Source organism: Bacillus sp. K2I17 (assembly GCF_002209985.1).
GTDB classification, from domain to species: Bacteria; Bacillota; Bacilli; order Bacillales; family Bacillaceae_G; genus Bacillus_A; species Bacillus_A wiedmannii.
The window spans coordinates 55883-80014 of sequence record NZ_NJGF01000005.1; the positions used below are offsets into that span (position 1 = coordinate 55883).

Genomic DNA, 24132 nt, shown 5'->3' on the forward strand with positions numbered 1-24132 from the left:
TACCTGGAAATTAAAGCATTTACATTTTAATTGTAACGCTTTCTTCTGAAAAAATCGACAATTTTTCGAATTCACCTTTTCTCCGTTATTTGTTATAGTTATATTTGTATGATTTTTGAAATTGGAGGAATGGAATCTTGGAACGTGAACTCGCACTAGAAATTGTCCGTGTAACAGAAGCAGCAGCATTAGCATCCGCACAGTGGATGGGCCGCGGAAAGAAAAACGAAGCAGATGATGCAGCAACTACAGCAATGCGTGATATGTTTGATTCAGTAAACATGGCAGGTACAGTTGTAATTGGTGAAGGAGAACTTGATGAAGCACCGATGTTGTATATTGGTGAAGAACTAGGAACAGGTAACGGTCCAGAAGTAGACATTGCCGTTGATCCATTAGAAGGTACAAACATCGTTGCAAAAGGTCTTGCAAATGCAATGGCAGTTATCGCAATCGCAGATAAAGGAAACCTTCTTCATGCTCCTGATATGTACATGGAAAAAATCGCGGTTGGTCCAAAAGCAGCTGGTAAAATTAGCTTAGATGATCCAATTGAAAAAACAATTGAAATTGTAGCAGAAGCTAACAATAAAAAGATTCGCGATCTAACAGTTATCGTGCAAGAACGTGAACGTCATCAAGATATTATTGACCGTGTTCGTGCAAAAGGTGCACGCGTAAAATTATTTGGTGATGGTGATGTTGGTGCGTCAATCGCAACAGCACTACCTGGAACGGGTATTGATTTATTCGTAGGTATTGGCGGAGCTCCAGAAGGTGTTATTTCTGCAGCAGCATTAAAATGCCTTGAAGGTGAAATGCAAGCTCGCTTAGTTCCAATGAACGAAGAAGAAGAAGCTCGTTGTCGTGAAATGGGATTAGAAGATCCTCGTCAACTTCTTATGTTAGATGACTTAGTATCTGGGGATGATGCAATCTTCTCAGCAACTGGTGTATCTGCTGGTGAGTTATTAGACGGTGTTAAATTCCTTGGCGGAGATCTAGCTGAAACATATTCTATCGTTATGCGTTACAAAACAAGAACGGTACGATTCATTAAAACGCATCACCATTTAGATCATAAACCACACTTAAACTTAGATATTTAATAAAGGAGCCATGTGTATGGAAGAACGTTTCTTTCTGTACGACGATACAGTCGCTACAAGAACTCGTTTCGTTAGCTTTATGGGAGAAAATGAGCGTCATGATTTAGCGCTTTTATACTCCGATCGTCATTACGGTAAAACAATTGTCCTTGATATACAGCGCAATAGATTTGCAATCATCGGTCCTGACGATTTAAACGAACCAGGCTACTTAGAGCATGCATTTTCTATGACTGAAGAAATTGCAGAAGAATTACGCTCATTTTTATTTGAACTTATATAATTTATCTTAGGCACCAGCTATTTTAGCTGGTGTTTTTTCGCTTCGAGTATTTTGAATTTTCAATCTTATATGTTATAATTAAGAATAAATCTATTTGGATAGAAAGGACGTTATCTACGTATGCCAACATTTACTTTGTAATGGACCAGCAATTGGATAGCATTACTCTCAAAAAAGCACCGTGCTTTTTCAAGGGAGTAGTCTGCCCATTCCCATTACAAAGGAACGTAACGCATCTGTAGTATGATGTTTACGGAGGTTCCTAAGGGAATCTCCTTTTATTTTTGTCTTTTTATCATGTCTTCATACTACAAGACATCCAAATAGCTGTATTACGTTCCTTTACCACTACTATAAGAGGTGAAGGAAAATGCAGAAAGTACAACTTTCTTGGAGTTTATATGAAAATGAGCAAAACACAATCGAAAAGTATTGTAAAAATTGCAGACGCACTACCTTATTTACTGACACGAATATTCGTAGGCATAACGCCAACGGAAAAAATATATACCGCTTTGCCATTTATAAATGTCCGAAAGATCATACGTGGAATCAAAAGCTTCGTATTTATAAAGCATTCACTGATCACGTTGAAACATTCGACATGACGCAGCAAGATCAAATAGAAACAACTACTACCATTTCCATTACGCAACATAAAGAAAACGGCATAGCCGAAATCACGATCGTATTAGATATCGTTTTCGGTTCCCACCGAATGGATAAAGCCTTATCCACATATATTTCCGACTGGAGCCGTACACGCATTGTGGATAAAATTAAAAATGGGGATATTCAATTGAACGGACAACAAATGAAACCAAATACAATACTTTCTGAAGGCGATCATATCTCGATTTGTTTATAAGCGAAAATATGCAAAAAATCCTCTTACAATCGTAAGAGGATTTTTTTATTTCTTCACTTTTCGTAATACGAAGTGTGCACAACCGAAATTACAGTACTCGTATAAATACTCCGTTAACGTACTAATTTTCGTATCATATGTCGAACGTTGATTACTATCATCAAAGAAACCGCGCAATCTAAGTTGCTCATAACCCCAATCCCCTACGATGTAATCATATTTATTTAAGATTTCTGCATAACGCTCTTTAAATGCTTCTTCATTAAAACCGTCACGAAAGTTTTTAATTACTTCGTACTGAACATTATTAATGCTCACCGTAGCATGCATCTCTTGCTCTTGCTTTTGCTCCATCATTAACTTCCTCTCTAAGCATTCTTCTTTTTATCGTATCACAAAGCATACCAACCAACAATTTCAAATACAAAAAATTGAAAATTAGTGCATGCTATGGAGAAGGAGGTGATACATCGTGAAAAAACAAATTATACTCTCTCTCCTCACTCTTTCCTTATTCGCAGGCTGTCAATCAACGAATAAAGCCGAAATGGAACGTGAGGAAGGAAGTCGTGTTCTTGTTTCCAATAAAAACGACATGTATCATACGGAAAATACAAATACACGATTAACGAGAGTCGGTTATTCATCTAAACAAAAACATGAAGTATCTAACAAACAAGTAGGAGCCATTAACCGTGAGAAAGTCGCTGAAATGATTACAAGCATGACAGTCAAACTTCCTGACGTTACAAACGCTGCTACGCTCGTTACCGATGATGAAGTATTTGTTGTATACCGTGCAAACACAACGGATCCAAAACTCGTAGCAGATCAAGTATATAAAGCTGCTTTGTCCATCGTCCCTCGCTATTATAAAGCATATGTATCAACAGACCAAAAGTTGATTTCTCAAATTCAAGGCCTTCAATCAGGTAGCTTAAATGATACAGAATATACACAGAGCCTCGACATGCTAAAGCGAGAAATGAGCAAAAATCCTCATTTAAACAATACGGGGGATCAGACTTTGAATGATACGATTAAAAAATAAAGAAGGTGGAGAAAACCTCCACCTTTTTTACTATTTCTTACGATCCGCATAAACCTCCATCGCATCACACATAAACTGTGCTAAACCTTCACCAAACTTATCGATATTTTTCGTGAAGCGCTCATCAGCGACGTATATTTGACCGAGTCCTTTAAAAGCATCTAATGAATATTCTCCGAAGTTTTGCAAGTAATCGTACCATACTCCAATTGCTTCTTGTGCCTCTTTAGAATCTGGTGCGCCGTGTCTAAGCGCCGCTAAATTTCTGTAAATAGTATTAAACTCTTCTTGATTATCTTTTGACATACCTTTCGCGTATTCATTAGCCTTATCTACAGCTGCGTCTCCCCATCGTTCACGCGCTTCTTCTTCGTACGGATTATGGCTGAAATCGAACCCTTCAAATTTCTCTTTATTCGTCATTTCAATCTCTCCTTTTGTATGCTGAATTGTTTTATCAATTGTCGCAATCACCTTATCTAATCTGGCACGTTTTTCAAGAAGCATTTTCTTATGAAGCTGTAGTGCTTCTTCGTGGTCAAATGATGGACTCATGATAATTTCTTTAATTTTCTTCAAAGGGAAGCCTAGCTCTTTAAAAAATAAAATTTGCTGCAATGTCTCTAAATTTTTATTGGAATACAGACGATATCCAGACTCTGTCGTCTCGTCTGGGGTTAACAACCCAATTTCATCGTAATGATGCAGTGTGCGCACACTAATTCCAACTAAATTAGCTACTTCTTTTACCTTCATTGTCATGTGTATCTCCCCCTTAATACATACGATAAAGTATGACGCAACGTTAGAGTCAATAAGTAAATTCATTTTTTGTTAAAAGTTTCATCTCCACTATATTTCATGCATAATAGATATGTACATATATTAGAAAGCGGTGAAAGTATGGTTTCAAGTACGGTAATTGCCAGTATCACAATTCAACTTGTGATTTCGATTCTGGTACCTATTATTGCGTTTGTTTATTTCCGTAAAAAATATAATATTAATTGGAAAGTGGTCGGCGTTGGTGTTCTTATCTTTATTGGATTTACCCAAATTCTCGAAACACCGTTCCACCTATTTATGCGTGGTAATCCAGCAATCGCTCCATTTTTAGAAAATCCGTTTGTCTTTGCAATTTATGGCGGACTAACTGCTGGTATTTTTGAAGAATTAGGACGCTTCGTTGCCTTCTTCTTCCTACTAAAAAAATATCTAGAATATAAAGATGGCTTCGCTTATGGAATTGGTCACGGCGGGATTGAATCCATTTTAGTTGGCGGATTCTCTGCATTGCAGACACTTATATTCGCTAATGCTATTAACAATGGTAGCTTCGCTCAAATGGCAGAAAAACTACCACAATTAAATCTTGTAAAGGATATGTTAATAGAACAACCTGCTTATTTATACTTCCTTGGCAGCTTGGAAAGAATTATGGCTCTTGTATTGCAAATTGCCTTTACAATGCTTGTCTTATACGCAGTAAAACAGAAGAAATATATCTTCCTTGTTTACGCTATATTATTCCACGCATTTGTAGACTTTTTCGCGGCACTTTATCAAACAAAAACAATTAACATCTTTGTTGCAGAAGGAATTACCCTTCTCTTCACAATTGGTGCTGTCATTCTTATTCGTAAAATGAAAGAGAAATTAATGAGTGTACCGGAATAAAAAATAACCCACCAGCTGGTGGGTTATTTTTTACCACGATTTTTGCAATGATGATAACTCTTGCCCTCTTGCAGCTCCCTCTTTGTTTCTGCATCTATAACAATGTACTTATGAAACTCTTCTGCTTCATTTTGAGAAAAGGAAGCAAAAAAATAAACTTGGCGATCAGGGTGAACAAAAAAATCTTGAAGTACCACGCTACTACGACAACCCACGGCTGCTTTTTTTCTGAAAGAAAATTCTTTATCCGGCACTTCTTTAAATAAAATCTTTTTTCGAACGCTATATGCTGCATTGTTGTATTCTTTATAGATTTTCTTATCTAACTGTTCGTAAAACACATCTTCACTCACAAATGATTTATTTCGATTGCTTGGATAATTTAATTTTTGATTGGATTCTGCATATGTTGTGGACAAGTGTATAAAAAAACAAAGACCGAATATAATACATATCATTTTTTTCATCATTACACCTCAAATGTTCATTTATCCACATTACTTTTCCACATATTTAAATCAATATGCCGTTTCCAATAAAAAGGAATTTTTCCCACATTTGTCGAAGTATATAGCGTCAACTTGAAAGATGGGGATGAATTGTGAAGAAATTGATTGTAATACGACATTGTTCAGCAACTGGACAAGAACGTGATGCCGAATTAACGATTGCAGGAAAAAATCAAGCAAACACTCTTGCTACATTCCTCTTAGAAAACCAATCACAAATAGATCATATTATTTCAAGCCCATTTGTGCGAGCTATCGATTCTATTCGGCCCTATGCGCTTCAAGCTAACTTGTCTATCCAAGAAGATGAACGATTAGCTGAACGCATATTAAGCGACGTTCCAATGGATGATTGGTTGCAAAAACTAGAATCTACTTTTACAAATATAGATATCGCCTTTTCAGGCGGAGAGTCAACAAAACAAGCGACGGATCGTGCTATATCACTTATCCAAGACGTTTTAAAGTTAAACCATACTACAACACTACTTGTTACACACGGCAACTTACTGACGCTCATTTTAAAGCACTTTGATCATACGATCGGCTTTATTGAATGGAGAGCTTTAACGAATCCTGATATTTACGAAATTACACTCGATAAACAATGTATCCTAAAACGATTATGGGAAGCACCGTCCAAGTAATATCTCTTTCCAACACATTCAGTTGACGCCACGAGAAGAAACTGTACTAACAATAGAAAGGGGTATCACTCCATATGTACGAAGATGTACTTGCTTTACTACATAAAACAAATGCTTCTTACGAAAAGTTTGAACACGAACCAGTACTCGATTATGAAACAGATCGTATCGTACGTGAAAGGCTTGGCTTACACGGCACTCCAAGTAAAAGCTTATTTTTAAAATCAAAGTCTGGAGATTATTACGTATTTTTTACGTTAGAGGGTACAAGGCTCAACCGAGGAGAGATGAAAGAAATAACAGGAGAAAGCTTATCTCTCTGTTCTCCTGATGAGCTAAGAGAAGAAACAGGCTGTACTCCAGGATGTGTAGCTCCTTTCGGTTATTCACAAAATGTAACGATTATTGTGGATAGTGCTATTTATGCTTACGATAAAATTTTAATTACACCTGGTGTACCTGAATTTACAATTGAATTATCCACAGAGGAATTAAAGAAAATCTTATTAACATGCCCAAATACTGTTTTAGAATATAAACAAAAAGAGAGCTAATGATTAGCTCTCTTTTTTCATTATTTTGCTTCTGCTGTTTTTTCTTTTGCAGAACGAACCTGCTCGTCCGCATGGTAAGAAGAACGCACAAGTGGGCCAGCTTCACAGTGGCTAAAGCCTTTGCTAAGTGCAATTTCTTTAAGCTCTGCAAATTCTGCTGGTGGGTAATATTTAAGAACTGGTAAATGCTTCTTAGATGGCTGTAGGTATTGTCCAAGAGTTAAAATATCCACATTGTTTGCACGTAAGTCATCCATCGCTTCAATTAAATCTTCTCTCGTTTCACCTAAGCCCACCATAATGCTCGATTTAGTTGGAATATCAGGCTGCATTTCTTTTGCTCGACGTAAAAACTCTAATGAACGATCATATTTTGCTCTAGCGCGAACTCGGTCAGATAATCGACGTACTGTTTCAATGTTATGGTTTAAAATATCTGGTTTTGCATCCATTAACATTTTTAAGTTTTCTTCTACTCCACCCATATCAGATGGTAATACTTCGATTGACGTAAATGGATTTTTACGACGTACAGCGCGTACTGTTTCAGCAAAAACAGCTGCTCCCCCGTCCTTTAAATCATCACGTGCAACCGCTGTTATAACAACGTGCTTTAAGCCCATTTGTACTACAGAATCTGCTACGCGTTCTGGCTCTTGTAAATCAAGCTCAGTTGGTAAGCCTGTTTTAACCGCACAAAAACGACAAGCACGTGTACAAACCGCACCTAAAATCATAAATGTTGCTGTTTTTCTTACAGCCCAGCATTCATGAATATTCGGACATTTTGCTTCCTCACAAACTGTATGAAGATTCTTAGAACGCATCATTTTCTTTAAGCCTGTATAGTTTTCATTCGTGTTTAACTTAATTTTCAACCATTCGGGCTTGCGCTTATATTCTGTTTGTTTTGTCATGGTTATCAACTCCGCACAATATGAAATAATTTACCGTGTTCGCTTCTTTCAATGTAACATATCTATTCTAACGTATGAAAGCGATTTGCTCAAATGAAGATTCTAAGATTTTTTCCAATCGTTCCCTATAATGAAATACTCCGTATATCCCACACTAAAAAGAGTGATGTTGTGAAAGGAGTCTATTTCATGCTTCGAAAAATTTCTCTTTTGCTTTCGATTTGCTTTCTTCTCCACCAAAATATCGCTTACGGTGAAGATAATCAGCAAAGCATATACGAAAAGCGCATGGCACTATATAAAGAAACCGAGCAATCTTCAGGCATTCCGTGGTATTACTTAGCTGCAATGGATCAATACGAAAGAAATATACGGAGCGTAAGAAAAGATATTCCGAAAAAACCAGATGCCATTATCTCCCTTTATTTCAAACCAGAAATATGGGCTGGTCCCGTTAATGGTAACGACACTCTCCCCCATACAATTTCTCTATTTGGCGGATTGGGTTTAGATGGTGACAAAGATGGATTTGCAAACGCAAATAACGACCGTGATCTTCTGCATACAGCAGCGACAATTTTAAAGAAACAAGGAACGTCCGAAGACCGTGTTCACATTATGCTTTGGGAATATTATAGACGTGCGAAAACAGTTGAATTAATTACCGAATACGCCCAAATTTATAAACATTACGGACGTATTAATTTAGAAGGAAATGCTTTCCCTCTTCCGATTCGTAGTGACCATAGCTACCGTAGTACTTTCGGTGCTGGAAGAAGTTTTGGGGGAAGGAGAGTTCATGAAGGAACTGATATTTTTGCAGGCTATGGTGTACCAGTAAGATCTACTTGCTATGGCATTATTGAAACAAAAGGCTGGAACCGTCTTGGCGGATGGCGCATCGGTATTCGCGACCTTCATAATAATTACCATTATTACGCTCATTTAGGCGGATTCTCAAAAGAAATACAGCTTGGACAAATTGTCGAACCAGGAAAAGTAATCGGATTTGTCGGTAGCACCGGTTACGGCCCTCCCGGCACAGCTGGAAAATTCCCGCCCCACCTACATTTCGGTATGTATAAAGACAATGGTTATACAGAATGGGCTTTCGATCCATACATGCATTTAAGTCTTTGGGAGCGAAAAGAACGCACGAATACAAAACGATAACCGTAGCATATTGCTACGGTTATTTTTTTAATTCGGCTAACTATCCGTTTTCTTTTTATCAGGTACAACAACACTCCCACTTCCATAATAAGTAGGCACTTCCCCTTGAACAATACGCGTTGCAATCGGAACATCTTGTTTTACCTTTATTTCTTTCGTATGAAATGGAATAATCACTTGCAACGTGACTTCCATCTCCATAATAATTTGAATCGCTGTCGTATTGATCCCGTGCGGTTCAATTTTTTGTTTAATATCCGTATTCACATGACCAATCGTCGTGAAATCAATTGGAATATCGGGACCTATATTTCCAAGAAGCGCATTATCCGTTACACGACCAAAAGGAACTGCCATCGTTGCTCCATTTTTTTCAGAAATACCTAGCCCCTTCAAATCACCTTGTTCTACTTGCTGTAAATATTTTTCTATGTATGTGGTCGTTGACGTTACGATTTCATTTACTTGCTTTGTATTTAAATTAATTGTGGATACTTTTCCGTTTTTATCATTTTGTACTTTCATTAATGAATCGACATCAAACCCTTCATTAATTCTATCTTTTACCGCCTTCGTCATAACCGCTGTCGCCATTTTATGCGTCTCTACTTCCCCATATTTAAGTAATGTCGGCTGAATGCTTTTATTCACAATCCATAATCCTTGCACGAGTAATATGACAAAAAGAATAAACGACATAAGCAGTATGTGCCGAAAGGAAATTGGTCCCCTTCGAAACCGCGAATTTTTCGAACGAAATATACTCATAAAAAAACCTCCTTCTTATATCATTTCTATGCAAGAAGGAGGGACGATATATGCTTATCTCATTTTTAATAATGCTTCTTTTCCGATTGTGCCTGCCGTAATACCTAATGCTTCGGCCTCAATCGTTACTGATTCTAGCGGCGCTTCAAGAAGTTGTTCAATCGTTCTTACACCAACCGCACGGCCAGCAATAATTCCTCGATCACCTAACTTCTCATTTAAAAGACCTACATCTAATGCACCGCACATAATATATCCTTTATCGCTCATTACAGCTAGCAAATTTGTCTTTGGAAGTTTGACGCTAACCGCAATAAACGTATAATTATCGATTATAATTGGCTCCACATTAACCATAGTTCACACTCCTCTCTTTCTTATCTGTATGACAAGAGAAAAATGAGTGTTACAAGTTAACTAGCCTATAGTTTGACGGAAGATGTATGAGTTATCAACACGTCTGTTAACACATCTCTGAGTAACTCTGGCATATAATATTGTTTGTCAGAAAGTGTGGATAGCTCTGGGTATAAGTATCCGAATGTAAACATATCAATCGTTCCTACCGTATATATACGATCTAATTCCAGCGATTCCCCGTTAATCAATACATCTTCCAGTAAAATTTTATTCCCAGGAATCATATCTGGAATGACTTCGACACCAGCGTAAATCATTTTCCCCATCACTTTTCCACGAAATCCGAATCCTTTTACCTCAAGGTTCTCCATATTCGGGCGACGTGCTTTCAAAATAACTTCTCTTAACGTTTTCCCCGGCACTTTTAATAAACATGGATTAATTGGATGTGGACAAATTCTGTGAATATCTCCGCGCGTCACAACACCTTCATTTAATCCCTCTAATAGCACACCAGCGTTCACCATTCCAATTTCTGCACCGCACCACGTTTTCAGCGCATTTGCTAACATGTGCGAAAATGCCGTCTCATGAAACCAATCGACTGGTAAAGATTCCTTTAAATGAACGACAGGCTCTGCCATAATCTGTTTACTTTCTTCCTGCAGCAATTCAATTGTGGATAACGTTTTGCTATAAGCACCTAAACGTTCTGTCTTAATCGCTCTACCGTCCTTTTTCAACAGCTTCTTCGTCTCTTTATCCACAGTAAGCTGAACGTGCCCAACGTAACGTCCCCACTTTTCACAACAACAAAGTAAAGTATTATTCATAAGAATGCCACGCTCAAATAAATGGTGCGTATGTGCACCTAAAATAACATCTATATCATAATGCTCTGCCATATACTCATCCATGCTTTTTCCAAGATGAGAAAGGACAACCGTAATATGAGCCTCATCTCGCACTTCTTCTAAAATAGACTCTAAATGGATAAGCGGATCTTCAATATGCCAATCGAGCATATGATAAAACTCTGGATACGCTACTGTTAATCCGATAAAAGCAATCGTAATTCCATCTGTCGTTGTATGTAATTTATAAGGCTTTGCCCACGCTGGACGTACCCCTTCTTTTTCAAATAAATTCGCGACGAGCACCTCAAATCCAGCAGCATCATATAGACGATTCAAATGCTCCTTCGCTAACGTAATTCCTTCATTATTTCCGATCGTTACATAATCATATAACGCCTCATTCAAAAGCTTCGTATTGCCAAGTCCATTCGTCGCTTCCGAAATACTATGAAAACGATCCACATGATCGCCGATATCAACCGTCAAAACGGTCTCTCCCGCTTCCTGTCTTCGCTTTTTCTCCCCTTGTACAAACCGAGAAATTTGCGGCCAATTTTCAAAATGACTATGTATATCGTTTGTATGATAAAGGTGGATGATTGTTTCTTTATTTATATTCAGAGAAAAAACCTCCTCTCAGTTCCTTACTGCCATTTACGCTACACGTACGCAATAATCCTGTAAATACTTTTCGTCTTTTCTTGCTATTTTACATTGTACTCGCATTATAAGAAAAAGCAAAAGATTGTCCTTTTTGATAAGAAAACTTTTTCTAGTGTGTGGAAGGGTTTTAGATGATTGAACGGGGGATTTGTTGGGGTTCCGGGGATTTGTCAAAAAGTTTAACAGAGAGTTCGGTAGGTGGGCTTCAATTGCATTTTCCAATAGATTGTCAGTGGATTTGTCAGTATCTTTGCTTTACTTCCAGTCGGTCTCTTTTCCTACAACATGTTGTGGGGTATATACGGAATTTCTTTTGTCTTACTTTGTCGATAAGTCGATATCCCTTGTCGAATCGTCGATATATTGCAATAATCGCTGATATATTACGAGTTGTGGTCGATATATTTGAATAATCGCTAATATATTCAGCTGAATACTAGCCTGGGTATACCAGACTGACCTAAACTGAATCGACCCCAGCACAACATAAGAAAGCGCCCTGCTGTGCAGGGCGCTTTCTTCATACATATATTAACCAATAGAACCTTCCATCTCAAACTTGATTAGGCGGTTCATTTCAACTGCGTATTCCATTGGAAGTTCGCGAGTGAATGGCTCGATGAAGCCCATTACGATCATTTCTGTAGCTTCTTGCTCAGAAATACCGCGGCTCATTAGGTAGAATAATTGTTCTTCTGATACTTTCGATACTTTCGCTTCGTGTTCAAGTGAAACGTAATCGTTTTTGATTTCGTTGTAAGGAATTGTATCAGATGTAGATTGGTTATCCATGATTAACGTGTCACACTCGATGTTAGAGCGAGAGTTTTTCGCTTTTGGTCCGAATTGTACGATACCACGGTAAGTTACTTTACCACCATGCTTCGCAATCGATTTAGAAACGATTGTTGAAGACGTGTTTGGTGCTAAGTGAATCATTTTCGCACCAGCATCTTGATGTTGGCCTTTACCAGCAATCGCGATAGATAATGTTAAACCACGAGCGCCTTCGCCTTTTAAGATAACTGCTGGGTATTTCATCGTTAATTTAGATCCGATGTTACCGTCAATCCATTCCATCGTTGCGTTTTCTTCACAAACCGCACGTTTTGTAACTAGGTTGTATACGTTGTTCGCCCAGTTTTGGATTGTTGTATAACGGCAATATGCATCTTTCTTAATGATGATCTCTACTACCGCACTGTGAAGTGAGTTAGTCGTGTAAACAGGTGCTGTACAACCTTCTACGTAGTGTACGTGTGCGCCTTCGTCTACGATGATAAGCGTACGCTCGAATTGTCCCATATTTTCAGAGTTAATACGGAAGTACGCTTGAAGTGGTGTATCCACTTTAATACCTTTTGGAACGTAGATGAATGATCCACCAGACCAAACTGCAGAGTTTAATGCAGAGAATTTGTTGTCTGTTGGTGGGATTACTTTTCCGAAATGCTCACGGAAAATATCTTCGTTCTCTTTTAATGCGCTATCTGTATCTTTGAAGACGATTCCTAGAGCTTCTAGGTCTTCTTTCATGTTGTGGTATACAACTTCAGATTCGTACTGTGCAGATACACCAGCTAGATATTTTTGCTCAGCTTCAGGAATACCTAATTTATCAAATGTCGCTTTAATTTCCTCAGGTACTTCATCCCAAGACTTCTCAGATTTCTCAGATGGTTTTACGTAGTACGTAATTTCATCGAAATCTAAGTCGTTTAAGTCGCCGCCCCATTGTGGCATTGGCATTTCATAGAACTTATCCAGTGATTTTAAACGGAAGTCTAACATCCACTGTGGTTCTTCTTTCATACGTGAAATCTCTTCAACGATTTCTTTTGTTAAACCGCGTCCAGCACGGAAAATCGAAACGTCTTTGTCTTTGAAACCATATTTATAATCGCCGATATCTGGCAGTTGCTTCGCCATGTTGGTGTGTCCCTCCTTAGATAACCTCGTTTTTAGGAACCTTTAACATTACTTATCTTCGTTTAAGCCCTTTTCTAACGCTTTCCACGCTAATGTTGCACATTTAATACGTGCAGGGAACTTGCATACGCCTTGTAATGCTTCAATATCTCCTAAATCAATGCTGTCATCGTACTCTTTTCCTAGCATCATGTCAGAGAAAATTTTAGAAAGCTGAAGTGCCTCTTCAATTTTCTTACCTTTTACTGCTTGTGTCATCATCGAAGCTGAAGACATTGAGATAGAACACCCTTCTCCTTCAAACTTCGCCTCTTGTACAATACCTTCTTCTACTTTCATCGTAAGTTGAATACGATCGCCGCAAGTTGGATTGTTCAAGTTAACAGTAACACTATCTTCTAACACGCCATTGTTACGAGGATTCTTATAATGATCCATAATAACTTGACGGTATAACGTATCTAAATTATTAAATGACATTTGTGAAATACTCCTTTGTCTTGATTAGTGATTCAACAAATGTATCAATTTCTTCTTTTGTATTATATAAATAGAAGCTCGCACGTGCTGTAGAAGAAGCTTTCAGCCACTTCATAAGCGGTTGTGCACAGTGGTGTCCTGCGCGAACCGCAATGCCTTCTACATCTAATACAGTTGCTACATCATGAGGATGTACGTCTTCAATATTAAATGTAACAAGACCAGCGCGATGCTTTGGACCATAAATTGTAACGCCATCTACTTCTGATAGTCTTTCTAAAGCATATTGCGCTAATTCATGTTCATGCTTTTCAATATTATGAAGACCGATTTCTTCTAGGAAATCAATTGCCGCACCAAGTCCGATTGCATTACCGATAATCGGTGTACCTGCTTCAAACTTCCACGGAAGCTCTTTCCAAGTAGATTCTTGTAAATCTACGAAATCAATCATTTCGCCGCCAAATTCAATTGGCTCCATATTGTTCAGCAATTCTTTTTTACCATATAATACGCCGATACCTGTAGGTCCGCACATCTTATGAGCAGATAATGCGTAGAAATCACAGTTTAAATCTTGTACATCCACTTTCATATGAGGTGCACTTTGTGCTCCATCAACGATCATGATTGCACCGTTTTCATGTGCGATTGCTCCGATTTCTTTTACAGGGTTAATCGTTCCAAGTACGTTTGATACTTGCATAATAGAAACGATTTTTGTATTCGGTGTAACTGTTTGACGAACATCTTCTAAAGAAATTGTACCGTCTGGTTGAAGCGGAAGGTATTTTAAAGTTGCACCAGTTTTCTTCGCAACTTGTTGCCACGGAATGATGTTACTATGGTGCTCCATGTAAGAAATAACGATTTCATCGCCTTCTTTTACATTTTCAAGACCATAGCTAGCCGCTACTGTATTTAATGCAGTTGTCGTTCCGCGCGTGAAAATAATCTCTTCCATTGATTTCGCGTTAATAAACTTGCGAACTTTCTCGCGTGCACCTTCATACGCGTCGGTAGCTTTCGTACCGAGCGTATGAACACCGCGATGCACGTTAGAATTATATTCTTTATAGTAACGTTCTAACGTTTCAATGACTTGAATTGGTTTTTGAGAAGTTGCTGCACTATCGAAATATACAAGTTGTTTGCCGTTCACTTTTTGATCAAGAATTGGAAACTGTTTGCGTATTTCATGAATATTCATTAGCGAACTTTCCTTTCAATTACCTCAACAAGCTGTGCCTTTACTCCTTCAATTGGAAGCTCATTTACTACAGGTGCTAAGAATCCATGGATGACTAAACGTTCTGCTTCGCGTTTTGGAATACCACGGCTCATCAAGTAGTATAATTGGTACGGATCTACGCGGCCTACTGAAGCTGCGTGACCTGCCATTACATCATCTTCGTCGATTAAAAGAATTGGGTTTGCATCACCGCGAGCTTTTTCATCTAACATAAGAACGCGAGAAGATTGTTGTGCATTTGATTTAGATGCACCGTGTTCAATCTTACCAATTCCGTTAAAGATAGATGTTGCACTATCTTTTTGTACACCGTGTTTTAAAATCCAACCTTCAGAGTGTTTACCGAAGTGAACAACTTTAGTTGTAAAGTTTTGTGTTTGGTTACCACGACCAATTGTTACTGTTTTCGTATCAGCATATGATCCGTCGCCCATTAAATTCGTAACGTTCTCTGAAATTGTGTTTCCGTCATTCATAAGGCCTAGAGCCCAATCAATGCGGCCGTCGCGTCCAACAACACCGCGGCGGTTAACGTAAGTTGTTACGTCTTTTGCTAATAGATCAACCGCACCAAATTTCACTTGTGCGCCTTGTTCCACGATTACTTCTGCTACGATATTTGCAATACCTTTAGCATTTTCATTTGCAACGTAGTTTTCTACATAAGTTGCAGTACTGTTCGCATCAGCTACGAATAATACGTGGTTATATACGTTAGCTTCTTCGCCGTCTACTAAGAATACAGCTTGAAGTGGAGTTTCAAGAACAACGTTTTTCGGAACATATACAAATGCACCGCCGTTGATTAATGCAGCATGAAGTGCAGTTAAACGATGCTCGTCTACCTTCACGCCGTCTTTCATTAAATACTTTTGTAATAGTTCAGCATGCTCTGTTGCAGCTGTTAGGATGTCTGTAAAAATAACACCTTTTTCTTTTGCTTCGTCTGCTAAAGAAACGAATGCAGTTGTACCAGTACGTTGTACTAATACGCTGTTATTTTCATCGATTAAGTTTTTCACTGCTTCTGGAAGCTCTGTTAAAGAACTTACAGGCTCTTGCTTAGCAGCGTCGCCTTTTCCGATAAAGTCCCATTTTTCAATTTTCGTTTTATCAGGCGTTGGCATTGGAAGTTCAGTTGCTTGTGCAAGAGCTTGTAAGCGGAACTCAGTCAACCAAGCAGCTTCGTTTACTTCGCTTGCGCGCTGACGGATTGTTTCTTGATCGAAAGGTAATGTACCGATTGTCATGTTTATGCTCCTCTCTTACGCTTCTTGCTCTGCTGTTTCGTCTTCAATACCTAATTCTTTTTTAATCCAGTCGTAACCTTCAGCTTCTAGACGTTGTGCAAGCTCAGGGCCACCAGATTTAACGATACGACCGTTCATCATAACGTGAACGAAGTCTGGAGTGATGTAGTTTAATAAACGTTGGTAATGCGTAATCATTAGGCAACCGAACTCTTCGCCACGCATTTGGTTAATACCTTTAGATACAACTTTTAATGCATCGATATCAAGACCTGAGTCGATTTCATCTAAGATTGCGATTTTTGGCTCAATCATCATTAATTGAAGAATTTCGTTACGTTTTTTCTCTCCACCAGAGAAACCTTCGTTTAAGTAACGTTGTGCCATTTCTGGATCCATTTCTAGGAATTCCATGTTTTTATCTAAAGTACGGATAAATTTCATAAGAGAAATTTCATCGCCTTCTTCACGACGTGCGTTAATTGCAGAACGTAAGAAGTCAGCGTTTGTTACTCCGCTAATTTCACTTGGATATTGCATTGCTAGAAATAGACCTGCTTGTGCGCGCTCATCTACTTCCATTTCTAATACATCTTCACCGTCGATGATGATGCTACCTTCTGTTACTTCATATTTTGGGTGACCCATAATTGCAGAAGATAAAGTTGATTTACCTGTTCCGTTAGGTCCCATAATTGCGTGGATTTCTCCACCTTTTACTTCAAGGTTTACACCTTTTAAAATTTCTTTACCGTCGATTGATACGTGTAAGTCTTTAACCGTTAATGTAGAACCAGCCATCTCAATACCTCCATTAATCCTCTATATACATTTTAAAAATTCCTAAAACGTTCATATTCTCATTTTATTCTCATTCTAATTTTATATCAAATAAAATGATATCGCAAACGACGAAAAAAAGTAACAATTTTTTCACAAATGTATATAAGTATTTCCCTTGCATCTTTATATGATACACCTTTCTTCTTATTTATATAAAGAAAAAAGGACTGGTAATTTTCCAGTCCTTCCCTTATATTTATTCACTTACCGGAAGTACAGCACCTTTATATTCTTTATTAATAAAATCTTGAATTTCTTTTGAATGCAGTACTTCTACTAGTTCTTTAATTTCTTTTTTCTTCTCGTCACCTTTACGAACTGCAATAATATTTGCATACGGAGAGTCTGATCCTTCAATCGCAATTGCATCCTTTGTTGGATTTAATTTCGCATCAATTGCGTAGTTTGAATTAATGAATAAAGCATCACCTTCATTATTTTCATATAGCTTCGGTGAAAGTCCCGGTTCTACATCTGTTTTAAACTTTAAGTTTTTCGGATTTTCTACAACATCTTTTACTGTTGCTTTAACAACATCTACACCGTCTTTTAATTTAATAACGCCACCTTTTTGTAACAATGCGAGCATACGGCCACGCTCCGCTACGTTATTACTCATAATAACTGTTCCGCCATCTGGCAATTCTTTTAAACTTTTATACTTCTTAGAATAAATGCCCATTGGCTCTAAATGGATTTTTCCTGCGTTTACAATTTTATATCCCTTTTCTTGAATTTCTTTATCTAAGTAAGGAATGTGTTGGAAGTAGTTCGCATCAATTTCCTTATCCGCTAACGCTTTATTCGGCAAAACATAATCCTGAAACTTTTTAATCTCTAATTTAATGCCCTTTTTCTCTAGTATCGGCTGTGCCTTTTCTAAAATAACAGCATGCGGCACGTTAGAAGCTCCCACAACAAGCTTATTCTCTTCTTTCCCTCCGCAAGCAGCTAATGTAAATACAGATAGCGCTGTAACAACTGACAATAGAATCTTTTTCATATGATGTCCCCTTCTCCCCTATAGTTATGTAGTTATAAAAAAGGCTGGCATACACCAGCTCTTTTCAGCAATTATTCTTTTACAGGAACAACCGCTCCTTTATATTCTTTATTAATAAAGTCTTCGATTTCTTTAGAATGCAATACTTCTACAAGCTCTTTAATCCCTTTTTTATCTTTATCACCTTTACGAACCACTAATACGTTTGCGTATGGAGAATCATCACCTTCAATTGCAATTGCATCTTTTTCTGGATTTAATTTCGCATCAATTGCATAGTTCGAGTTAATTAAAACAGCGTCGCCTTCTTTATTGTTATACACTTGTGGTAACAAACCAGGCTCGATATCCGTTTTGAACTTTAAGTTTTTCGGATTATCTGCAATATCTTTTGGAGTTGCACTAACTGGATCTACTCCGTCTTTAATTTTTAAAATGCCTTCTTTTTGTAAAATTGCTAAACCACGTCCATGGTCAGTAACGGAATTACTCATAATAATTGTCGCCCCGTCTGGAAGTTCTTTTAAGCTCTTATATTTTTGAGAATATACACCAATTGGTTCCAAGTGAATTTTCCCTGCTATTTCAAAATCATATTTTTTATCTTTCATTTCTTTTTCTAAATACGGAATGTGCTGGAAGTAGTTTGCATCTAAATCCTTATCCGCTAACGATTTATTTGGTAACACGTAATCTTGGAACTTTTTCACTTCTAATTCAATTCCTTTTTTCTCAAGTAACGGTTTTGCCTTTTCTAAAATTTCAGCGTGCGGCACGTTAGAAGCCCCCACAACTAGTTTCTTTTCATCTTTATCTTTCCCGCCACAAGCAGCTAACCCAAAAATAGAAGTTGAAATAAGTGCTGTAAGTAATAATTTTTTCATTTGAAACATCCTCCTGTTTTTTTATTATCGTTTATCTATTCGAGTCGTTACACTATCACCAATCCACTGAATGAAAAATACCACTAGTAATACACAAATTGTCGCAACGATTGTTACATCGTTATTTCCTCGCTGGAATCCTTCTAAATAAGCAAGTGTTCCAAGGCCACCAGCACCAACAACCCCCGCCATTGCTGTATAGCCTACTAAAGCGATTGTTGTAACCGTAATACCCGATACTAATGCTGGTAACGATTCTGGAATTAATACTTTCAAAATAATAGTGCTTGTTTTTGCTCCCATTGCTTTTGAAGCTTCAATTACACCTTTATCAATTTCACGAAGTGCAATTTCAACCATTCTCGCGTAAAACGGTGCCGCTCCAATAATTAAAGCTGGCAGTGCTGCACTCGCTCCAAGAATTGTTCCAAGCAGAATCTTTGTGAATGGGATTAATAAAATGATTAAAATGATGAACGGTATCGAGCGGAAGATGTTTACGAACGCTCCAATCGCCGTGTTAACCGATTTGTTTTCCCATAAATTATCTTTCGCTGTCATAAAGAGTAACAATCCTAAAATTAGTCCTAAAACAAATGTGGCAAGAGCTGCGATTGCCGTCATATATAACGTTTCACCAGTTGCTTCTAACATTTGATTCCAATCAATATTTGTGAGTAACTTATCCATGTGCAATCACCTCCAGCTCTACTTGATCTTGATGTATTCCCTCTATTGCTTGCTGAATCGCTGTTTCCTCACCATTTAAATGAACAACTAAACTACCGTAAGAGCCGTTATTTGTTTGGGCGATGTTTCCTTGCAAAATGCTAACTTCTATATCACTGCGTTGCATTAATCTTTGAAGTACTGGTCTTTCTACAGCTTCACCGATAAATTGTAAACGAACTACTTTACCATCTGGATACTTTTCAATTAAACTTTCAATCGTTTCATTTGTATCTTCAGAATCCGTTAACTGCTGTACAAATCGCTTTGTAATGTCTTTCTGCGGATTGCGGAATACATCAAGTACTGGACCCGTTTCTACAATCTTCCCTTTCTCCATTACCGCCACTCGATTACAAATCTTTCGAATCACGTGCATCTCGTGTGTAATGAGTACAATTGTTAAACCGAGACGCTTATTAATATCTAATAATAAATCTAAAATTTGATCTGTCGTTTCTGGATCAAGAGCTGATGTCGCTTCATCACATAAAAGCACTTGTGGATTGTTAGCTAATGCTCTTGCAATACCAACGCGTTGCTTTTGTCCTCCGCTCAGCTGAGATGGATACGCGTCCCCTCTTCCTTCTAATCCAACAAGATGAATTAACTCATCCACTCGTTTTCTTCTCTTCGCCTTATCAACACCTGCAATTTCAAGTGGGAACTCGATATTTTCGCGTACAGTTCGTGACCAAAGTAAGTTGAAGTGCTGAAAAATCATTCCGATTTCTTGCCTTGCCTTACGAAGTTCACTCCCTGTAATTGCTGAAATCACACGATTTGCAATTGTAATTTGGCCAGAAGTTGGTTTCTCTAACTGATTGAATAATCTGATTAAAGAACTTTTCCCAGCGCCACTATATCCGATCACACCAAATATTTCACCTTTGTCTATTTTTAAATTGGCATTATCTACAGCAGTGACATCACCGCTTTTTGCTTTATATATTTTCTTTACATTTTCTAACAAGATCATGATGTTCACCCCTTTTTTTGTTTAAAAAGCGTAAGCGGCTCGTTTAGAACAAGAGGACGCCCGAATCCCTGACGTAGAGGTGCTTTTTGCCTCATAGGAAGGGATGAAACGACCGACTGTTCTAGCCGCTGAAGCTAGATTTTTGGTCGACTCCGCAATTTTTTATTTTTAATGCGTGTAGTCCACCATTATCACTACTTTTATTGTTTGAATGTCCTCCACATTCAAACAATAAAAAAACCTTTCCGCTTTAGAGAAGCAGAAAGGTTTATATGCGTATATAACAACATTATCCCTCTCTCTCATCTCTCAAAGCATTTGCTTTGCAGGAATTGGCACCATTTCAACATAAGTTGACGGTTGCCGGGCTTCACAGGGCACAGTCCCTCCACCTCTCTTGATAAGAGAAATCAGATTACATTTTCGTCTGATTTGTAATTTATGAAATTGTCTATATTTTATGAATTGAATTGTATCAATATCCACACACCATGTCAACAGAAATTTTCGCAAAAAATGAAACTTCAGAATTTTAAGCGCCTACTGACATCGGTTTACATATATGGAACATCGATTCAACTAATAGCATCGTTCGATACGTTCCCGAATATTGTACACGTCCATCGTTCATTAGCATTTGCAATCGTACATTTCCATTCACCAATTGTTTTACATCTTCCTCATCTACACAAACGATTTGCTCCGTTCCTCTTTCCTCATGTAGCAGCTCTATATAATCTCTTGAAATTTGTAACGAACAACTTTCATCTCCAAAGCGGAAATTAACAGTTTTTTCTCCTTGTCTTAAAAGCGGCTCTAAATGATATTGACCATTAGCGTAATTTACAAATGATTGCAGCAAAGAATATAATTTCACCCTAAATCACATCCTTCATATCACTTTCTATTACACATACCATTCCCTCTCACTAAAGAGCAATCCTGTTACTTTCGCTCGACAAATACTGTAACCACCCTGCATCTCGACATATTTCCCGAGAAATATGTCGAGGCGGCAAAAACTTTGCCGCCTACTTTAATTCCTTATATAAATATTCAACCGAATGAAATGCATATATCTTCTTCATGAGTGTCCCATTTTCAAAAACAAGTAAACACGGTACACTTTCGATTCCATACTCTTTCGCTAAATGCGGAGCATAATTTAAATCTAACATTCCAATTTGGAGGTCTTCAATTGTCATCTCAACAACTGTTAACATCTTTTTTGCTAATTGGCATGTTCCACACATTGGAGTATATACATATAACACTGTTTTTTCTTCGTTCTCTATTAGGGCTGTAGCTTCGGCTCCTGTCCAATCAATCACTTCTATCATTCCTTACCGTAAATATTCTGTATAAACGTCAATGTCAGCTCCCCATAATACATTTGCTAAGTGTGAAGATGGCGCAGTTGCCACTTCTCGGTACGAGCGATCAATGTAAATATGCTCTGCTTGCGGAAATTCTTTTCGAAATTGCTTCCTTAACTTTTCTCCAGCATCATCAGCATCCACTAGTACATACACTTCCTTATCAAAAAACTGATCAATGAGCTCATCCATTTTCGATAAACCAATTGTACCATTTGTACAAACAATTTCCACCGGTTCACGAATAATAGATTCAATCTTTCTTCTATCTGATTTACCTTCTACAATAATGACTTTTTCTACATAAATCATATGTCATCACCCGATCACCATATACTATACAACCTTTAACTTAGTATATAGTATATTCGTTATTTTCATGTTGTTTCCTGTTTATTTTTGCAAAAGAAAAGCGGAAGCGGCTTGCTCAGAACAAGAGGACATTGGAACTCCTGAACTAGAGGCGCTTTTTGCCTCAAGTGAAGGAGTGAAATGACCGACTGTTCTAGCCGCTGGAGCTGGATCACAAAGAAAAGCGGAAGCGGCTCGTTCAGATTGTGAGGGGGATGGAGCTTCTGACGTAAAGGCGCTTTTTGCCTTGTAGGAAGAAGCGAAGCCACCGAACAATCTAGCCGCTGGAGCTGGACAATAAAAAATTAAACGAAATAGTTTTTTCAAAAAACGTTCTCCTACACGATAATTAGTATATGATTCTACGTTCATTATTTTACACAAAATAAAAAAGGACAGCACAAAGGCTGTCCTTTAGTCGACTATAATTAGTCTTGGTTTGTCATTTCTGCATATTTTTCTGCAGTTAATAACTTCTCAACTTGGCTTGCATCAGAAAGTTCAACTTTAACCATCCATGCACCCTCGTATGGAGATTCGTTAACAAGTTCTGGTTGGTCACTTAATTCTTCGTTTACTGCTACAACTTTACCACTTACAGGTGCGTATAACTCAGAAACTGTTTTAACAGATTCTACGCTTCCGAATGGCTCGTCAGCTTCGATTGTTGCACCTACTTCAGGAAGTTCAACGAATACGATATCGCCTAGCTCACCTTGTGCAAAGTGAGTAATACCGATAACAACTTCATTACCTTCAGTTTTTACCCATTCGTGTTCTTCAGAGTAACGTAAATTATTTGGAATGCTCATGACTGTACCTCCAGTGAATGTATTAATTATGTAAAAATACCTTATTGGTACTTTTTCCACACACTTTCAAACTGCTCTTCGTTAAAACCAAGTGTTACATTCGTTCCATTTGTTACGATTGGACGTTTAATCAACATGCCATCAGATGCTAAAAGTTCGTACATTTCGTCTTCACTTGCATCCTTTAACTTATCTTTCAGACCAAGTTCGCGGTAACGCATTCCACTTGTATTAAAGAATTTTTTTAATGGTAATTCACTTTTTTCATGTAAATTACGTAAATCTTCTTTTGATGGTGGATTTTCAACAATATGAATCATCTCATATGCTACATCGTTTGCCTCAAACCATTTCTTTGCTTTTTGACATGTGCCACACTTTGGATATGAATAAAATGTTACTGTCATAAATTCACCTACTTTTTTACTAACCTTTACCTTTATCATATAGAAAACGTTTTATTATTTCAAACGATTATTCGCTAAACTTTTACTTATTTCGTGATAAATTTTAATAATCCTGCGAATTTTCCTTATTTTCCCGCCATTTGTTAAGAAAAAATAAATATATATTTTTTTAGATTCTTCTCTCATCACTCGCCGAACATATATCTTAAACAAACGTTTGATTAACTCCCTATTTTTCTTTGCTAACTCTTGGGCTACATCGGTTTCTTCCTACCGAACATACATCTTAAACAAACGTTTGATTAATTCCACATTTTTCTTTGTTAACCGTTGAATTGCATCGGTTTCTTCCTACCGAACATACATCTTAAACAAACGTTTGATTAGCTCCCTATTTTTCT

Annotated in this window: 30 protein-coding genes and 1 riboswitch; of the genes, 8 read left to right on the forward strand and 22 right to left on the reverse strand. The window is 37.7% G+C overall.

Annotated features, from left to right (window positions below; genetic code table 11):
* Nucleotides 1-137: 137 nt before the first annotated feature.
* The 3 genes from glpX to CER22_RS08290 all read left to right on the forward strand — a co-directional run bounded on the left by glpX (nt 138) and on the right by CER22_RS08290 (nt 2260).
* Nucleotides 138-1109, forward strand: a complete 972-nt coding sequence (gene glpX / locus CER22_RS08275) for a class II fructose-bisphosphatase (protein ID WP_000439090.1) — start codon at nt 138-140, stop codon at nt 1107-1109.
* A 16-nt stretch (nt 1110-1125) separates the two neighbouring features.
* Entirely contained in the window at nt 1126-1392 is a 267-nt protein-coding gene (locus CER22_RS08280) for a DUF3055 domain-containing protein (RefSeq protein WP_000392614.1), read from the forward strand.
* A 370-nt stretch (nt 1393-1762) separates the two neighbouring features.
* Entirely contained in the window at nt 1763-2260 is a 498-nt protein-coding gene (locus tag CER22_RS08290; RefSeq protein ID WP_088064724.1) for a cytoplasmic protein, read from the forward strand.
* 45 nt (nt 2261-2305) lie between these two features.
* Here CER22_RS08290 and CER22_RS08295 read toward each other — a convergent pair whose 3' ends face one another.
* Nucleotides 2306-2590, reverse strand: a complete 285-nt coding sequence (locus CER22_RS08295) for a YutD family protein (RefSeq protein ID WP_370512873.1) — start codon at nt 2588-2590, stop codon at nt 2306-2308.
* Between the two features lie 142 nt (nt 2591-2732).
* Here CER22_RS08295 and CER22_RS08300 point away from each other — a divergent pair, with 142 nt between their 5' ends.
* On the forward strand, nt 2733-3311 hold the full coding sequence (locus CER22_RS08300; protein ID WP_088608548.1) for a YhcN/YlaJ family sporulation lipoprotein: 579 nt from the start codon (nt 2733-2735) through the stop codon (nt 3309-3311).
* A gap of 30 nt (nt 3312-3341) precedes the next feature.
* Here CER22_RS08300 and CER22_RS08305 read toward each other — a convergent pair whose 3' ends face one another.
* Nucleotides 3342-4073, reverse strand: coding sequence for a MerR family transcriptional regulator (locus CER22_RS08305; protein WP_088608549.1), 732 nt, complete (start codon nt 4071-4073; stop codon nt 3342-3344).
* A 99-nt stretch (nt 4074-4172) separates the two neighbouring features.
* On the opposite strand from CER22_RS08305, the gene CER22_RS08310 reads away from it, so the two are divergent.
* Nucleotides 4173-4988 (forward strand): YhfC family intramembrane metalloprotease, encoded by an 816-nt coding sequence (locus CER22_RS08310; RefSeq protein ID WP_116868002.1) that lies wholly within the window; start codon nt 4173-4175, stop codon nt 4986-4988.
* A 23-nt stretch (nt 4989-5011) separates the two neighbouring features.
* On the opposite strand, the gene CER22_RS08315 is transcribed toward CER22_RS08310, so the two are convergent.
* Complete coding sequence (locus CER22_RS08315; RefSeq protein WP_088608550.1) at nt 5012-5455, reverse strand: hypothetical protein; 444 nt, start codon at nt 5453-5455, stop codon at nt 5012-5014.
* 134 nt (nt 5456-5589) lie between these two features.
* Between CER22_RS08315 and CER22_RS08320 the strand changes: the two genes are divergently transcribed.
* Together CER22_RS08320 and CER22_RS08325 are read left to right on the forward strand one after the other, a co-directional pair.
* Nucleotides 5590-6144, forward strand: coding sequence for a histidine phosphatase family protein (locus tag CER22_RS08320; RefSeq protein ID WP_088080791.1), 555 nt, complete (start codon nt 5590-5592; stop codon nt 6142-6144).
* A gap of 74 nt (nt 6145-6218) precedes the next feature.
* Nucleotides 6219-6698, forward strand: coding sequence for a YbaK/EbsC family protein (locus tag CER22_RS08325; RefSeq protein ID WP_048542306.1), 480 nt, complete (start codon nt 6219-6221; stop codon nt 6696-6698).
* Nucleotides 6699-6718: 20 nt separating this feature from the next.
* Here the strand turns inward: CER22_RS08325 and lipA are convergent, their stop codons facing one another.
* Nucleotides 6719-7615 carry a lipoyl synthase gene (gene lipA, locus CER22_RS08330; protein ID WP_000166369.1) on the reverse strand — a complete coding sequence of 299 codons (897 nt, stop codon included), beginning with the start codon at nt 7613-7615 and terminating at the stop codon, nt 6719-6721.
* A gap of 189 nt (nt 7616-7804) precedes the next feature.
* Between lipA and CER22_RS08335 the strand changes: the two genes are divergently transcribed.
* Nucleotides 7805-8788 carry a M23 family metallopeptidase gene (locus CER22_RS08335; protein WP_000944677.1) on the forward strand — a complete coding sequence of 328 codons (984 nt, stop codon included), beginning with the start codon at nt 7805-7807 and terminating at the stop codon, nt 8786-8788.
* A 36-nt stretch (nt 8789-8824) separates the two neighbouring features.
* Here CER22_RS08335 and yunB read toward each other — a convergent pair whose 3' ends face one another.
* The 18 genes from yunB to CER22_RS08425 form a co-directional block, all read right to left on the reverse strand.
* Complete coding sequence (gene yunB / locus CER22_RS08340; RefSeq protein WP_046954393.1) at nt 8825-9556, reverse strand: sporulation protein YunB; 732 nt, start codon at nt 9554-9556, stop codon at nt 8825-8827.
* A gap of 54 nt (nt 9557-9610) precedes the next feature.
* Nucleotides 9611-9913: a YunC family protein gene (locus CER22_RS08345; protein WP_000248463.1), complete on the reverse strand. Its 303-nt coding sequence runs from the start codon at nt 9911-9913 to the stop codon at nt 9611-9613.
* A gap of 65 nt (nt 9914-9978) precedes the next feature.
* Nucleotides 9979-11394, reverse strand: coding sequence for a bifunctional metallophosphatase/5'-nucleotidase (locus tag CER22_RS08350; protein ID WP_206773191.1), 1416 nt, complete (start codon nt 11392-11394; stop codon nt 9979-9981).
* A 573-nt stretch (nt 11395-11967) separates the two neighbouring features.
* A complete protein-coding gene (gene sufB / locus CER22_RS08360) occupies nt 11968-13365 on the reverse strand; it encodes a Fe-S cluster assembly protein SufB (RefSeq protein ID WP_001118829.1) in 1398 nt (465 codons plus the stop codon).
* A gap of 48 nt (nt 13366-13413) precedes the next feature.
* Nucleotides 13414-13845 (reverse strand): Fe-S cluster assembly sulfur transfer protein SufU, encoded by a 432-nt coding sequence (sufU, locus tag CER22_RS08365; RefSeq protein ID WP_000009525.1) that lies wholly within the window; start codon nt 13843-13845, stop codon nt 13414-13416.
* Complete coding sequence (sufS, locus tag CER22_RS08370) at nt 13835-15055, reverse strand: cysteine desulfurase SufS (protein WP_001020765.1); 1221 nt, start codon at nt 15053-15055, stop codon at nt 13835-13837. The genes sufU and sufS overlap by 11 nt, the downstream gene beginning before the upstream one ends.
* Entirely contained in the window at nt 15055-16347 is a 1293-nt protein-coding gene (gene sufD / locus CER22_RS08375; RefSeq protein WP_088064731.1) for a Fe-S cluster assembly protein SufD, read from the reverse strand. Before sufD ends, sufS begins: the two co-directional genes overlap by 1 nt.
* Before the next feature lie 15 nt (nt 16348-16362).
* On the reverse strand, nt 16363-17148 hold the full coding sequence (gene sufC / locus CER22_RS08380) for a Fe-S cluster assembly ATPase SufC (protein WP_000929162.1): 786 nt from the start codon (nt 17146-17148) through the stop codon (nt 16363-16365).
* Nucleotides 17149-17386: 238 nt separating this feature from the next.
* A complete protein-coding gene (gene metQ / locus CER22_RS08385; RefSeq protein WP_000722406.1) occupies nt 17387-18193 on the reverse strand; it encodes a methionine ABC transporter substrate-binding lipoprotein MetQ in 807 nt (268 codons plus the stop codon).
* Nucleotides 18194-18264: 71 nt separating this feature from the next.
* Complete coding sequence (gene metQ / locus CER22_RS08390) at nt 18265-19077, reverse strand: methionine ABC transporter substrate-binding lipoprotein MetQ (RefSeq protein ID WP_000735093.1); 813 nt, start codon at nt 19075-19077, stop codon at nt 18265-18267.
* Nucleotides 19078-19101: 24 nt separating this feature from the next.
* Nucleotides 19102-19767, reverse strand: a complete 666-nt coding sequence (locus CER22_RS08395; RefSeq protein WP_000359548.1) for a methionine ABC transporter permease — start codon at nt 19765-19767, stop codon at nt 19102-19104.
* Nucleotides 19760-20785 carry a methionine ABC transporter ATP-binding protein gene (locus tag CER22_RS08400; protein WP_000601756.1) on the reverse strand — a complete coding sequence of 342 codons (1026 nt, stop codon included), beginning with the start codon at nt 20783-20785 and terminating at the stop codon, nt 19760-19762. Before CER22_RS08400 ends, CER22_RS08395 begins: the two co-directional genes overlap by 8 nt.
* Nucleotides 20786-21084: 299 nt before the next feature.
* Nucleotides 21085-21192: riboswitch (SAM riboswitch) on the reverse strand.
* A gap of 125 nt (nt 21193-21317) precedes the next feature.
* Nucleotides 21318-21662: a hypothetical protein gene (locus CER22_RS08405; protein ID WP_000781217.1), complete on the reverse strand. Its 345-nt coding sequence runs from the start codon at nt 21660-21662 to the stop codon at nt 21318-21320.
* A gap of 154 nt (nt 21663-21816) precedes the next feature.
* The gene (locus tag CER22_RS08410) at nt 21817-22125 is read right to left on the reverse strand and encodes a thioredoxin family protein (protein ID WP_088608553.1); all 309 of its coding nucleotides are present in this window, start codon (nt 22123-22125) and stop codon (nt 21817-21819) included.
* A gap of 3 nt (nt 22126-22128) precedes the next feature.
* Complete coding sequence (locus tag CER22_RS08415; protein ID WP_000640866.1) at nt 22129-22473, reverse strand: toprim domain-containing protein; 345 nt, start codon at nt 22471-22473, stop codon at nt 22129-22131.
* Between the two features lie 81 nt (nt 22474-22554).
* Complete coding sequence (locus tag CER22_RS33000) at nt 22555-22884, reverse strand: hypothetical protein (protein WP_179211911.1); 330 nt, start codon at nt 22882-22884, stop codon at nt 22555-22557.
* 56 nt (nt 22885-22940) lie between these two features.
* Complete coding sequence (gene gcvH, locus CER22_RS08420) at nt 22941-23324, reverse strand: glycine cleavage system protein GcvH (RefSeq protein ID WP_000026896.1); 384 nt, start codon at nt 23322-23324, stop codon at nt 22941-22943.
* Between the two features lie 41 nt (nt 23325-23365).
* Complete coding sequence (locus CER22_RS08425; RefSeq protein ID WP_000218969.1) at nt 23366-23731, reverse strand: arsenate reductase family protein; 366 nt, start codon at nt 23729-23731, stop codon at nt 23366-23368.
* Between the last annotated feature and the right edge of the window lie 401 nt (nt 23732-24132).